Here is a 13,836-nt window from a genome sequence, read left to right as displayed (position 1 = left end):
AAATTATCCATCTCCTATTCTTAATTATAATACCTTTTTTGTTTTAATTTGGTAACAAAGGGTAAATGTTCCAAGAATCACCTAAAAATAGGAGGAGATCAAATGAGAAAAGCGAAACAAGCTGTTGTAGCTTCTGCCGTAGGTTTAGCTGTGTTAGCGACGCCATTAGCTCTACCGAATTTAGGAGGTTCTGCAGGCTCTGCAGAGGCTGCAGAAGTTGGAGGAGACGTAACAGTTGATCCCGTAGCTATAGGACAAGCGATTGCAGATGCGGCTAAATCAGCCGACAATCGAAGTGGTTTCGTCAAGGGAGCAATGGAAAAAGCATTCTTTGAATCAGGTCAACAATACAATGTAGTGGTTATGAATTTGAGCCAAGGGTATAATTCAGATCAATTACAAGGTGTTCAATATTTTGACACCGTAGATTATGATGGTATTACCTATGGTGTCTGGGTATTTGAAGAAGGAACATTTATTAATGAAGGCGATGGAGGTTATGATAACTGGGCTTTCAGAGGGTGGTTTGAACGAACAGGAGATGACGAGAAAACAGTCAATTTTCATAGACCTTAATTAAAAATAGAGATAAAGATAACAAGAGATTCCCATTAGGGAAGATCATAGGAAGAGCCTTTACCGCCATGGTAAAGGCTTTTCTCATTGAATGAGTTTGCATTTTCAAGTTAATATAGTTTCGCGGATACTACTTAATTAAGTACTTACATTATAAAAAACAAGGCGTCATTAAAAAGAAGTAAAATATATTTAAGGAGTTTATTTAAATCATTACAATTTTTTTAATTCCTCTTCCTGCTGACTTATATAAACATTGCCCCACTTCTCTAAAGATTTTAGTATTGGAACAAAACTTTCTCCAAGATCTGTTAAATAATATAAAACCCTTTTAGGGTTATCGTTTGTTTCTTCTCTTTCAATCAATCCGTTTTTTTCCATATCCCTAAGCTGCAGTGTAAGGATACGCTGGGTAATACCCGGTATTTCACGGCGCATTGCATTATAATACATGGGTGATTTTGATAACAAAGATAAAATAATCCCTTTCCATTTACCACCCATCATATGCATCGTTAACTCAATTGGACAAGCGCGCTTTACAGTTAACGTACAAGGACCGTATTGATCACTTTTAAAGTCTGACATTTTTTCACCTCAATGGCTAGTAACAAAATTGTGCCTTCTTGTTACGTCTATTTTTTCTTACTAAACTTATATTATCAAATAAAACAAAAGAAGGTGCATCAATTGGAATTTGTCCAAATTTCTAGACATATTTACAAACTTACTTACAAAACTGTTGTAGGAATTCCTGTCAAAATTAATACATGGTACGTGCTAGATGGTGAGAGTGTTCATATCATTGATACAGGAATGAAAGACTATGCACATACTCAGTTAAATATAGCAAAATCTTTAGGTATCCCCAAAAGTATTTTACTCACACATGACCATTTAGATCACATTAATGGCGCCAAGTATTTAAGAGATAATTTAAATATTCCTATTTACGCCCACGAAGTTGAAGCGCCTTTTATCAATGGCGAAAAACCATATCCAAATAAGGCAGAAAAGGAAACAACAGGGGTGGAACATCAAGTTGAAAGTCTAAGTAACAACATCATTAAAAAGTTACCTGTAGATGTGTATTTAACACCCGGTCATACACCAGGACATGTGATATACCACCATAAAGATGACAATGTGCTGCTAACTGGAGACTTATTCTTTTCTAATGCTGAATCCTTACATCCGCCGATTCGAAAGTTTACAGTTGATATGGGTGAAAATATTAATAGCGGGCGAATTATAGATGAAATTAAACCTTCTATTATTTCTTCATCACATGGCGAAGATGTCAAATACAACTGTGATTTATATCCTATTTATAAATTTATATATGAATAAGAGGGAGAAAAATGAAAATACAATTATTTCAAACAGAGATTATAGAAGGTGAAGTTAAGCAAAATGAAAACCGCATTGAGTCCTTATTTGAAGAAAAGCTGCATATAGATACTGAGATTGTTGTGATACCTGAAATGTGGAATACAGGTTATGATTTAAAAAATGTAGCAGAAAAAGCAGATATTGATTTAAAGAGAGCTTTTCCCTTTATTCAACGTTTAGCAATCAACTATCAAGTGAATATCATTGCAGGTTCAGTTTCAAATAAAAGAAATGAAAATATTTATAATACAGCCTTTGCTGTATCAAAAACGGGTAAGCTGCTCTATCAAAAAGATAAGATACATCTCGTGCCGATGTTGGATGAACATCATTATTTAACAGGGGGAGATGAAGTCCCAGATGTCTTTGAGATTAACAATATCAAAGCCAGTCAAATTATATGCTATGATTTACGTTTTCCAGAAATCACACGCTACCCAACGTCTCAAGGTGCAAAAGTCATATTCTACGTTGCACAATGGACTACCAGAAATATAGACCATTGGAGAACACTATTGAGGGCAAGAGCTATAGAAAATTGTGTTTATGTCATTGCATGTAACAGCGTGGGAAAAGTGAGTAATGAAAATCATGTCGGCAACACATACGCGGGGCATTCAATGGTCATTGATCCCAATGGAAACATCGTAGAAGAGGGGGGAGATCAAGAAGAGATTATAACAGCGGAAATTGATATACAGAAAGTTACAGAACAACAAACATACATTCCAATATTTGAAAGCCTGAGACCGGATGTTTATAAGCATGCAGAATAGAAATTTGTATATCATCTTAAATTTGGATGTTATCAGAATATCTTATGAAGGTTTACTAAAAAAAAGAGGCAGTTTCACCTGAAAATACTATATTTTTTAAAATTAACATATGTATAAAAGGTGCACTTCTTATACATTAGTTTCTCATCCACCTACTGAGAAAACGTTGATCAGTCAACAATGTATAAAAAGCTGCATACTCCGGAAAAAGGATCCTTGGAAGAACTATCCTTCGTCAAGGGTCCTTTTTTATAATGTTTTCTGGAAGAGTGATTGTGTTAACAAATTATGTATGAATTATACATACGCTTTTATAAGGGTTTTAATATATAATTAAGGTAAAAAAGAATTATTTTAGGAAGAGGAAAATGTGTGAAACGCAGTCGATTGTTGCTTTTATCGCTAATTAGTAGTTTGTTCGTTATTTTAGTGTCCTTGTTCCAGTGGGATCTGGTTGATATTATAACGGAATTTTTAATGTTACCTATTTGGTTATTTGTATATGCTTTCTTTATCATAATGACTATATGGACATTAATTCATCTTTTTAAAAAGAGAAAGTGGCAGCCGTTTCTTATTCAGCTCATTACTATCTCATTGTGGTTTTTATTTCCATTCAATCAAGTCAACTTAGATCTCAACTTTAAAATCCATCAAGATAAGAGAGAAGAGGTTGCAACTAAAATAGAAAATGGTGTTATTAAACCTAATGTATCTGATAGTCCATCACTTATTCAATTACCTAAAAAGTATACTCAATTGTCTAAAGGTGGGGGCGACATCGCAGTAGAAACAAAAGGAAAGGCTAAATCAATTCTTTTCTTTACATACCGTGGGATGCTAGACAATTTTTCGGGATTTGTATATAACCCAAACGATAACAAACCTTCAAAAAGCGATTTTAACGGGGATTTTAAACAAATAAAAAAAGTACATAAAAACTGGTATTATGTATCTTCTTATTAAAGAGAACCTGCTGTTTTGATAGCAGGTCCTTCTTGTTACTTATTTCTTTTTTAACCTTTTAACAACTTTAAAAGCTAGGAATCCTATTAAACCAATAATTATTAAGAATAATAGCAATCCTGTTGGATTAAATGTACTCATAATACCATCCTTATGGTTTCTATAATTTACAATGTTATCATATTTAAATGGTTTGCACATTTCTCCTTCAGGATTTTTTACTCCTATACTAGAAGCCCAATTTCATTCTTTCTTCTTTTTTAGGTGACCAGGACTCTTATACTAGTTCAACCTTAGTTTTTATTTTTGGTTTGTAAATATTCTTTTTGAAACATACACATTCTTATAGCATTATGATAGCTTCCATCAACAAAAAATTCATCTTTTAACTCACCTTCAATAGAGAAACCAACCTTCTTATAGATATGAATTGCTTTTTCATTTTCCTTGTCTACAATTAAGTAAAGTTTATGCATATTCAATACCGAAAAGGCATAATTCATTGCTAGGTTTGTGGCAACCATGGCGTAGCCATGACCTTGATACGCAGGGTCGATGATAATTTGAAACTCTGCTCTACGATGAATATAATCAATTTCGACTAATTCCACTAATCCAAGCATATCCCCCTCCTTTTCAAGGATGAAACGACGCTCACCTTGATCGTGAATATGTTTATCATATAAGTCCTGTAGCTCTACAAAAGCTTCATAAGGCTCTTCAAACCAATAAGACATAATGTTTGCATCATTATTAAGTTCATGGACAAATTTTAAGTCTTCTCTTTCCAAAGGACGTAACTTAAGTTCCTTATTCATTTCTCAAACCTCCACATTCTAGCATTACTTTAGCACTTTCCTTTTTAAATGTAAAAATTGCTGTAGTTTTAAAAAATAATAAGATATAGTGCGATTATTTACATCCTTATGAAAAGAACCATAGTATAATTTAAAAATCTCGCAAGTGAAATTCATTAACTTTAAGGAGGATCTTATGAAAAAAGCAGTTGGTATTCTTCTTATTTTACTATGCTGTATAAACCAAAGGGTTGAGGCAGCTAATCAACCTTCAGCAGCTCCTACAATACATCATGAAATTTATGTTTCTCCTACAGGGGATGACAAAAACCTGGGTACTAAAAGCAAACCTTTTAGAACATTAAGAAAGGCAAGTGAAGTAGCTCAGCCCGGAACTACCGTTTACATCAGAGGCGGTATCTACTATGAACAATTAATTATTAGCCGTTCAGGTACTAGACAAAAGCCTATTATCTTCAGGAACTATAAAAGTGAAAAGCCTCTTATTAGTGGAGAAAAAATAAAAAGTCGTTCTACAGATGGAGGGCTAGTTAGCATAAAAAATAAGAGCTACATAACAATTCAAGGTTTGAATATAGGTCATTCGTCTACTTCTAAGGAACAAAATACACCATGTGGTATTTTAGTAGAAGGAAGTGGAAAGAACCTTCGAATTATTAATAATCATATTTTCGATATTAAGACTGCACATAAAAATGGAAACGCTCATGGAATAGCTTTTTATGGATCCAAAGCGCCGCGTTCGTTAGAAAACATTGAAATATCGCGAAACCTACTTGAAAACCTGACCTTAGGTTTTAGTGAAGCACTAACTCTAAATGGAAATGTTAAAGATTTTATCGTCAATGCCAATACAATTCGAAACGTTGATAATATTGGGATTGACGTAATTGGCTTTGAAAAAGTAGCTCCTATTGAGAAATATGACCGAGCTCGTGAAGGACTCATTAGTGAAAACCATATTTACAACGTCAGCAGTTATTCAAATCCTGCTTACAAACATGAATACTCCGCTGGGGGAATCTACGTAGACGGAGGAAAAGATGTTATTATTGAGCATAACGTTTCAAGTCATAACGATCTAGGAATAGAAATCGCAAGTGAACACTATGGTAAACACACTAGCAATGTTCAAGTTATACGGAATATGATTTATAAGAATCGTTTTACAGGAATTTCAATTGGAGGCTATGATAAAAAACGTGGAGGGACGATAAATACTCTTATTGAACATAATATTTTATATGGAAATGATACGATGAACATGGATGGTGGCCAATTACTGATGCAATATCATGCAACTCATAACGCTATTAACAATAATGTTATGGTTTCAGTAAAATCTAATTTGCTTCTGGCCAATCTTCATTACTCAAATAAATATAATCAACTTAATCATAATGTGTACCTAAATAAAAGTAGAGATAAAGCGAATCGATGGATATGGAAGGGGAAAGAAATAGAAAGTTCTACTATCGTATCACCTAGGCTTTTTTAATGAAAATTTCTTTTTGGAAGATATTCTTTATTTAGTTGCTCGCTGGGATTCTATTTAAGGCCGAAAAATTATTCACTTCACTATCTGCTGGTTATACTTTTTATTTCATTGAAACAAAGAGAAAGGTGCGTTCATTGTAAATATACAAATGGATTGCAAGAAGATTCATGCTGGTTCTCTATATGAGTAGTGTTTATTTAGGTGCAAATCAATAGCCTTGACATAAAAACACCCCCATCATTAGAGTTTTTTTATCTAATAATGGGGTGCAGTTCAAGCCGTGGGAAAGGTGTTTTATGCCTTTATTGATTTTCGTTTTCGCTATCGTTATCTATAACATTATCGTTATTAATATTATCACCATATTTGAAATCAATAATTCTTTTTCTAATTTCTTCTCTAATTTCAGGGTTTTCTTTTAAGAAAATCTTAGCGTTTTCTCGTCCCTGTCCTAAACGCTCCTCATTATATGAAAACCAAGATCCAGACTTTTGAACAATATCTACTTCAGAACCGATATCTAAGATTTCTCCTTCTCTTGATATACCTTCTCCATACATAATATCTACTTCAGCAATGCGGAAAGGAGGCGCCATTTTATTTTTGACTACTTTAATTCTTGTTTTGTTACCAACTATGTCATTTCCTAGTTTAAGTTGTTCAGCACGGCGAACCTCAAGACGAACGGAAGAATAGAATTTTAGTGCTCTTCCACCTGGCGTTGTTTCCGGATTTCCAAACATAACGCCTACTTTCTCCCTGATTTGGTTGATGAAGATGGCAATGGTTTTGGACTTATTGATTGCTCCAGATAGTTTACGAAGAGCTTGAGACATCAAACGAGCTTGTAGACCTACGTGAGAATCTCCCATTTCTCCTTCAATTTCTTTTTGGGGAACTAATGCAGCTACTGAGTCAACAACAATAATATCTACAGCGCCACTTCTAACTAATGCTTCAGCAATTTCAAGTGCCTGTTCACCAGTATCTGGTTGAGATAACAGTAACTCATCAATATCTACACCTAGTTTTCTTGCATAAACTGGATCCAGTGCGTGTTCAGCATCAATAAAGGCAGCTCGGCCTCCATTTTTTTGTACTTCTGCAATTGCGTGTAAGGAAACGGTTGTTTTACCTGAACTTTCCGGCCCGTAAACTTCCATAATTCTTCCTTTAGGATAACCATTAATTCCAAGAGCTATATCTAAAGCTAATGAGCCTGAGCTAGATGCCTCAACTTTTGTATGTGTGCCTTCTCCCATTTTAATAATTGATCCTGTACCGAATTGTTTTTCAATTTGTTTTAGAGCCATATCTAGTGCTGCTTTTTTATCATTCATAATTTGAAACCTCCGATTGTTATTACGTTTACAATAAACGCCAAGGTATTTCGATAAAGAATAAGAGTTGGCTCAAATGTTTTTGCTCCGTGCGAGAAAATTTTGTGTTTAACTGTCTTAGTTTGTTCTGGTGTTCCTTTATTCATCTCTAAACCCTTAGTATCGAACAAATGTTCCTGTTGTGTAATCATACAATAAATGCATCTAATTGTAAAGGCGAAAGTTTTTCTGCAAACTAGCTAAAAGAATATCTTATATTTATAAAAAGCAAGTTTATACTTTCATATAAGTTAAATTAAATAAGAACCATTTTTAAATTTTTATGTACATGAATCTACCAATCTGATTACACTAATGACGTATTCCTCATATTCCTAGTTACTATAAAACAGATTTTAGGAAGAAATAAAGCAGTCTATACAAATAGACTGCTTCTTGATTAATTATTTACCTGTTTCAACAAAACGTTGAATACGTTCAGCAATTTCATCACGTACACGCTGGAAAAACGCCCATTTTTCTTCTTCTGTTCCTTCAGCTTTTGCTGGATCATCAAATCCCCAGTGTTCACGTTTCACATGGGGAGGCGTTACTGGGCAGTGATCTGCTGCATGGCCACATAATGTAACGACTAAATCCGCATTATTTAAAATTTCAGGGTCAATGACATCAGATGTTTGGTTTGAGATATCGACGCCAGCTTCTTTCATTGCTTTTACGGCGTTAGGATTTAATCCATGAGCTTCTAACCCTGCACTGCGTACATCCCATTCATCATTACTTAGATATTTTTTTGCCCATCCTTCAGCCATTTGGCTACGGCAAGAGTTACCTGTACATAAGAAATAAAGTGTTTTTTTAGACATGTGTAAAATCTCCTTTAAATGTGTTATGAAATAATTGATAACCAAATATATAAACCAACAAGCGTAATAAACAATGTTGGGATGGTTAAGATAATACCTGTTTTAAAGTAGGTTCCCCAAGAAATCTTAACTCCTTTTGCCGAAAGAACGTGGAGCCATAAGAGAGTGGCTAGAGAGCCAATAGGTGTAATTTTTGGTCCTAAGTCCGAACCAATGACATTTGCATAAATCAAGGCTTCTTTAATTGTACCTGTTGCAGAAGTTGCATCAATGGCCAAAGCATCAATCATCACGGTTGGCATGTTGTTCATAATCGATGAAAGTATGGCTGCAATGAATCCCATGCCAATGGTTGCGGCAAACAATCCATGGTCAGCGGTTGCTTGGATGAGGCTTGCTAATACTTTAGTTAGCCCTACATTACGTAATCCATAGACAACAACATACATACCAATCGAAAAGAAAACAATCGCCCACGGAGCTCCAGCTAACACTTTTTTAGTGTGAACAGCGGGACTCTTTCTTGCTATTCCTAGGAATAAAACCGCAATAATACCTGCGATAATAGAAACAGGAATATCGAAAAACTCACCAATAAAGTAACCAAGGACTAAAATGAATAAAACGATTCCTGATAAACGGAACATTTTCTTATCTTTAATGGCTTCAACCGGTTTCTGTAAATCATCTAGATTGTATTTCTTAGGGATGCTTTTACGAAAGTACAAATATAAGACAACAATACTTGCCAAAAGTGAGAACAGATCTGGCACAATCATACGTGATGCAAATTCAGAAAAGCGAATACCAAAGAAATCAGCTGATACAATGTTGACCAAGTTACTTACTACAAGAGGTAACGATGTTGTATCTGCAATGAATCCACTGGCGATAATAAAAGGGAAGACCATTTTATCTTCAAATTTAAGTGCTCGTACCATGGCAAGTACAATAGGTGTTAGAATTAAGGCTGCTCCATCGTTTGCGAATAATGCTGCTACTACAGCTCCAAGGAGGGATACATAAACGAACATGCGAACGCCATTGCCTCCTGCAGTACGCGCCATATGTAAAGCTGCCCACTCGAAAAATCCAATTTCATCTAAAATTAAGGAAATAATAATAACTGCAATAAACGTTAATGTTGCATTCCATACAATTTGAGTTACATCCAGCACGTCATGGAAATCAACCACACCTGCTAAAAGAGCTAATACTGCGCCTCCACATGCTGACCAACCAATAGACAAGTTCTTTGGCTGCCAAATGACAAAAATCAATGTCACTAAGAAGATGAGGGAGGCTACTATAACTGATATCACTTTACAGACCTCCTATTATTAGCAACAATTAATACGTAAACCTTGCTTTTCTAGTTCTTTTAATCGTTCATCTTCGCTTGGTAAAGAATCGAGTATATCAAGGACAAACTGATAATAGCTGTTTTCTTTATTTAAGGAATAGAAGATCCAATGTCCTTTTCGTCTTTCACTTACGAGTTCGATAGCTCTTAACTTCCGCAAGTGTTGGCTAATAGCCGGTTGACTTGCTTTATAAATTTCAACTAGCTCACAAACACAGCACTCGTTATTTTGGAGCAGCTTCATCATTGACAATCTTGTCTTATCTCCAAGCAGCTTCAGTATCTGTACTGCTTTTTCCACTTCTACCTGCGCTTTTACATCCATTATGACTCGCCTCCTTATTTTCACATATAATTATATAAGTATTTTATTATATATTCAACAGAAATATACATTTTAAAAATTAATCAAAAAAAGTTGATTAATGCCTTGATTTATCTAAATTTTCCAGATATGATGAATACATCAAAAAAAATTGATTTATGAAAGTGAGGATGAAAGCAGTGAGAGTCAACAACTCTGGAAATTTATCTGTTACGTACTTTCGAGCCTATTTTCATTTAGTTATGAACACCCAAGGGATGGACCAGAAGGAAGCACAAAACCTAATCTTTCAGCGTTTTTTTCATCAAGATCCTATGCTAAGAGGGGAAACTACATATAGTAACTTTAAAAAAGCTGCCGAAAGCTTCGATCATTAAATCAAAAAAAGTTGATAAAGGAGAATGACAATGGAAACAGTTAAGGAAGGAAAGCACTCATTTAAACAGTACGAACAAAAATTTAAAGCACTTGCTGATCAAAAGAGATTAGAAATTATGTATGAGCTCTGCCAGCGAGGACAGACATGCGTATGTGATCTAACTGAATGCTTTGGAATGTCTCAATCTAAACTTTCCTATCATTTAAAGATTTTATTAGAAGCAAACCTTATCACAAAAGAAACGAAAGGGACATGGAGCTATTATGATTTAAATGATAAAGAGGTAAATCACCTGTTATCTGAGGAGCTTTGCTGCTTGTTTAGAAAAGATACAAGTAAAAGCGGCTCATGCTCGTAATTTACTACATTCAAAATAATATTGTTTATCATGCGGAGGAGGAAGTATAAATGAAATATGTTCATGTAGGAATTAATGTAACAAATCTAGAGGCGTCCATTGAATTTTATCAAAAGGTATTTGGCGTTCAACCTGTAAAAACGAAAGTAGATTACGCTAAATTCTTATTAGATGAGCCAGGATTAAATTTCACTTTAAACGTACGAGACGAAGTAAAGGGTAATCAAGTAAATCATTTCGGATTCCAAATAGAGACGCCTGAAGAAATCCATTCCCATAAATCACGATTAGAAAAAGAGGGCTTCTTTGCTCGTGAAGAGATGGATACGACTTGCTGCTATGCTGTGCAAGATAAGTTTTGGGTAACAGATCCGGACGGAAACGAATGGGAATTCTTTTATACGAAATCTGATAGTGAAGTTCACAAGAACAGCGATGGGCCAAATGAAAAGCTACCTGTAACTAATGCTTGTTGTTAATCATTAGTTAACATAAAACCATTTATCGGTAAAAATAAAAAGCAGACCTTTAATTAAAGATCTGCTTCTTTTCTTTAGCAAAAACTAAATATGTTCCCACTAAAAACATGATGTCCAAGCCTATAAACATTAACCAGTACGTTAAAGGGAAACTATAGGAAACTTTCATAACTCCAGTATTTCTATCTAATATTCTAACAGTATAAGGAGTATATGCTGTCTTAATAGTTAAGTACGTTGATAAAGCTTGAGCAATAAGAACTATCCCTATTGCACATTTCATTATATTTCCTTCAGACTCATACATGTTTCTGTGTACAGTTTAACACAAAGGGGTTTACTTAATATGCTAGTTACCATAATCACTCTTTCAGGAACATATAAAAAAGAGAACCTTTATGGGAATAAGGGTTCTAACAGAGTCATTTTTATAAAATATAGACATCTTTATACGTCCCTTATGTATCAATGTTTCTCTCTAGGCTAAATAATAATGGAGTGCATAAAAGTCTTATCTTATATACATTTATAAAAAATCCGAATAAAAATAACCCAGTAAATATTGAATATAGAGATTGAGTAAGCATGAACAAAGACTAAAAGAACAAATCAAATTTACCTACTTTAAAATAAATCCTTACGCATTTCCCGTGTTCTAACACCATCTTCAATTTTTTCTGCAATGTCCATTAACCTTTCAATGTCGGAAAAGGAATACATTCGGGTACCTGAAGAGTTTCGTTTTGGAAAAATAAGCTCTCGCTCTTCATAATAACGAACTTGTCTTTCTGATAAACCTGTCATTTCAGTAACGATTTTTATAGTCATAACTTTCTCATCTAAATATGGATGATTTTTAGTCAAGATTATCCTCTCCTATTTCCATTCTTTATCAGTATATATGTTATTAACTTTTGGTTTGTATATAGAAATGAAGTTTATTAAAAATAGCACGTTATAAACACTTCTTGACGAAAGGCGTTTGTAGTTATTGAGAGTGACATTAGGTTAACTAATTTCAAAACAAGTGTTTCAAAATCAATAATAAGAAGAAAATAAGAGCTTCTAAATTGCTCAAATTTACGTCGAACTATTTATTTTATTATATGTAAAACCAAAGTTCATTCCCTCAGAGAGCGTTTCTCTGTATATTTGAAATATATTTTAATCTGATTACTAATAAAATATATGGATACGGTGCAACCTATATCATTCTAGTCATTTTCATTCCTATAAATAAAAAGACTTGCTTTAGATAGAAAGCAAGTCTAAAGAAGGATAATCACTTTGGTGATTCCATTATAATTCAATGATTATAGTGAATCATTAAAATATGGTTAAAAATAAATTAAAAGTAAATTAATTCATTAAAAGTATTAATTAACCTTTTATTTAAGTTTCGTTAAAGCAATTTTATTAATTCCAATAAATTTTTTAACTTTATTACTTTAGTGGTTGAATAAAGTTAAAAATTAGGAGTCCTTAAAAGTATACTTTTTCGAATGGGATAGCTTTTTAGTGAAGAATGGAAAAAGCAATTATTTGCTATAAATATCTCTATGTGTTACACTATGTTTAACTTGTTTTTGTTCGGTATAAGATTGAGAGAAGAAAAAACCTTAAACAGAAGTTTTTATCTTGAAATAGTATGATTGGGCAAGAGAGGTAATACATTTGTGGAATATTCCACAGCAGGAGGCAACATTATGACACAAGGTACAGTAAAATGGTTTAATGCAGACAAAGGTTTCGGTTTCATTGAAATCGAAGGCGGAGAAGATGTATTCGTTCATTTCAGTGCTATTCAAGGTGAAGGTTTCAAATCATTAGAAGAAGGTCAAAAAGTTACTTTTGATATCGAGCAAGGTCAACGTGGAGCACAAGCTGCTAACGTTCACAAAGCATAATTAAAAGTGATAACAAAAAGGACTCCTTATGAAGGAGTCTTTTTTTATGGTCTTATAATTAGAAAACCATGATTTATCTACTATTAGTTCAATAGAAAACCCAGGCTTTAAAAAAAGCCTGGGTTTTAGACAAGACGATCGATACAAGGTATAACTAGTTATAACATACAATAGAAATAGAAAGCAAATGCAAATAAATTAATTATATTTTCAATTAAATTAAATAATTTATTAGTAATTTTTAATCTATGCGATAGCATTGGTACAAATTATCTTCGATGGGGATTAAGGGGGATTTTATTAATAAGCCGTTCTCCAGCTTCCATGTGATTTCCACACAAAGGGCATTTTTGGTGGTTGTCGTAAGAGAAATCTTTTCTCATCCAGCCCTTACAATCTTCTACTGTACATTCCCAAACCTCTGTTTGTTCTTGAGCTAAAGGTTCTTGATTTCTTTTGCCGTAATAATACATACTAACATCACTACTCCTCATATTACATTATAGCTTATAAAGGAGTAATAATCATTTATATCAATTAGTGTTTCTTACCATTTTATTTTCATGGAATAATGCACGGAATTTTTGATATGAGAATTTCTAAACACTTGGTAATAATGTTCATATCTTCTTCTTTTGCTTTTTAATTGTCCCACTTACTGTAGCAGTACATCCCTAAACTAAGCCGCCAACGTAATGAGGGTTAGTTTAAAGATTAGTTTAATGGTGGAATCATTTCGCTTATCACCAGTAATCAAATGGTTATTTATAGGGACTTTCCAGAAGTTTCATGA

General features: G+C 33.7%; 15 protein-coding genes and 1 pseudogene. 8 read left to right on the top strand and 8 right to left on the bottom strand.

Translation table 11 applies throughout. From position 1 onward, the window contains the following. Positions 1 to 102: 102 nt before the first annotated feature. Entirely contained in the window at positions 103 to 576 is a 474-nt protein-coding gene (locus AC3WJG_RS20425) for a hypothetical protein (protein WP_060745054.1), read from the top strand. A 213-nt stretch (positions 577 to 789) separates the two neighbouring features. Here the strand turns inward: AC3WJG_RS20425 and AC3WJG_RS20420 are convergent, their stop codons facing one another. Continuing rightward, positions 790 to 1,164 carry a winged helix-turn-helix transcriptional regulator gene (locus AC3WJG_RS20420; protein ID WP_098333441.1) on the bottom strand — a complete coding sequence of 125 codons (375 nt, stop codon included), beginning with the start codon at positions 1,162 to 1,164 and terminating at the stop codon, positions 790 to 792. Between the two features lie 102 nt (positions 1,165 to 1,266). Between AC3WJG_RS20420 and AC3WJG_RS20415 the strand changes: the two genes are divergently transcribed. The 3 genes from AC3WJG_RS20415 (at position 1,267) to AC3WJG_RS20405 (ending at position 3,710) form a co-directional block, all read left to right on the top strand. Continuing rightward, positions 1,267 to 1,926, top strand: a complete 660-nt coding sequence (locus tag AC3WJG_RS20415; protein WP_492588543.1) for an MBL fold metallo-hydrolase — start codon at positions 1,267 to 1,269, stop codon at positions 1,924 to 1,926. An 11-nt stretch (positions 1,927 to 1,937) separates the two neighbouring features. Then, entirely contained in the window at positions 1,938 to 2,744 is an 807-nt protein-coding gene (locus AC3WJG_RS20410; protein ID WP_337133328.1) for a carbon-nitrogen family hydrolase, read from the top strand. Positions 2,745 to 3,116: 372 nt separating this feature from the next. Beyond that, positions 3,117 to 3,710 (top strand): hypothetical protein, encoded by a 594-nt coding sequence (locus tag AC3WJG_RS20405; protein WP_098333439.1) that lies wholly within the window; start codon positions 3,117 to 3,119, stop codon positions 3,708 to 3,710. A gap of 293 nt (positions 3,711 to 4,003) precedes the next feature. On the opposite strand, the gene speG is transcribed toward AC3WJG_RS20405, so the two are convergent. After that, positions 4,004 to 4,528 carry a spermidine N1-acetyltransferase gene (gene speG, locus AC3WJG_RS20400; protein WP_060745059.1) on the bottom strand — a complete coding sequence of 175 codons (525 nt, stop codon included), beginning with the start codon at positions 4,526 to 4,528 and terminating at the stop codon, positions 4,004 to 4,006. Between the two features lie 175 nt (positions 4,529 to 4,703). On the opposite strand from speG, the gene AC3WJG_RS20395 reads away from it, so the two are divergent. After that, the gene (locus AC3WJG_RS20395) at positions 4,704 to 6,026 is read left to right on the top strand and encodes a right-handed parallel beta-helix repeat-containing protein (RefSeq protein ID WP_337133327.1); all 1,323 of its coding nucleotides are present in this window, start codon (positions 4,704 to 4,706) and stop codon (positions 6,024 to 6,026) included. Positions 6,027 to 6,328: 302 nt separating this feature from the next. On the opposite strand, the gene recA is transcribed toward AC3WJG_RS20395, so the two are convergent. The 4 genes from recA to AC3WJG_RS20375 form a co-directional block, all read right to left on the bottom strand. Then, positions 6,329 to 7,366 (bottom strand): recombinase RecA, encoded by a 1,038-nt coding sequence (gene recA, locus AC3WJG_RS20390; protein ID WP_043981848.1) that lies wholly within the window; start codon positions 7,364 to 7,366, stop codon positions 6,329 to 6,331. Positions 7,367 to 7,809: 443 nt separating this feature from the next. Further along, entirely contained in the window at positions 7,810 to 8,232 is a 423-nt protein-coding gene (gene arsC / locus AC3WJG_RS20385; protein ID WP_337133326.1) for an arsenate reductase (thioredoxin), read from the bottom strand. A gap of 23 nt (positions 8,233 to 8,255) precedes the next feature. Beyond that, positions 8,256 to 9,554, bottom strand: coding sequence for an arsenical efflux pump membrane protein ArsB (locus AC3WJG_RS20380; protein ID WP_028410069.1), 1,299 nt, complete (start codon positions 9,552 to 9,554; stop codon positions 8,256 to 8,258). 18 nt (positions 9,555 to 9,572) lie between these two features. Further along, positions 9,573 to 9,920, bottom strand: coding sequence for an ArsR/SmtB family transcription factor (locus tag AC3WJG_RS20375; RefSeq protein ID WP_028410070.1), 348 nt, complete (start codon positions 9,918 to 9,920; stop codon positions 9,573 to 9,575). 407 nt (positions 9,921 to 10,327) lie between these two features. Here AC3WJG_RS20375 and AC3WJG_RS20370 point away from each other — a divergent pair, with 407 nt between their 5' ends. Next, positions 10,328 to 10,657: an ArsR/SmtB family transcription factor gene (locus AC3WJG_RS20370; RefSeq protein WP_098792270.1), complete on the top strand. Its 330-nt coding sequence runs from the start codon at positions 10,328 to 10,330 to the stop codon at positions 10,655 to 10,657. A 50-nt stretch (positions 10,658 to 10,707) separates the two neighbouring features. Then, on the top strand, positions 10,708 to 11,136 hold the full coding sequence (locus AC3WJG_RS20365; RefSeq protein ID WP_028410073.1) for an ArsI/CadI family heavy metal resistance metalloenzyme: 429 nt from the start codon (positions 10,708 to 10,710) through the stop codon (positions 11,134 to 11,136). 630 nt (positions 11,137 to 11,766) lie between these two features. On the opposite strand, the pseudogene AC3WJG_RS20360 reads toward AC3WJG_RS20365, so the two are convergent. Further along, positions 11,767 to 11,964: pseudogene (locus tag AC3WJG_RS20360) on the bottom strand (MerR family transcriptional regulator); the annotation flags it as partial. Between the two features lie 878 nt (positions 11,965 to 12,842). On the opposite strand from AC3WJG_RS20360, the gene AC3WJG_RS20355 reads away from it, so the two are divergent. Further along, positions 12,843 to 13,043 (top strand): cold-shock protein, encoded by a 201-nt coding sequence (locus tag AC3WJG_RS20355; RefSeq protein ID WP_028414801.1) that lies wholly within the window; start codon positions 12,843 to 12,845, stop codon positions 13,041 to 13,043. 269 nt (positions 13,044 to 13,312) lie between these two features. Here the strand turns inward: AC3WJG_RS20355 and AC3WJG_RS20350 are convergent, their stop codons facing one another. Further along, positions 13,313 to 13,516: a cold-shock protein gene (locus AC3WJG_RS20350; protein ID WP_016763693.1), complete on the bottom strand. Its 204-nt coding sequence runs from the start codon at positions 13,514 to 13,516 to the stop codon at positions 13,313 to 13,315. Positions 13,517 to 13,836: the final 320 nt, after the last annotated feature.

The organism is Priestia sp. FW507-14D1A (assembly GCF_058781295.1).
The sequence above is the reverse complement of the archived record's forward strand: the minus strand, read 5'-3'. Positions and strand labels throughout refer to the sequence as shown.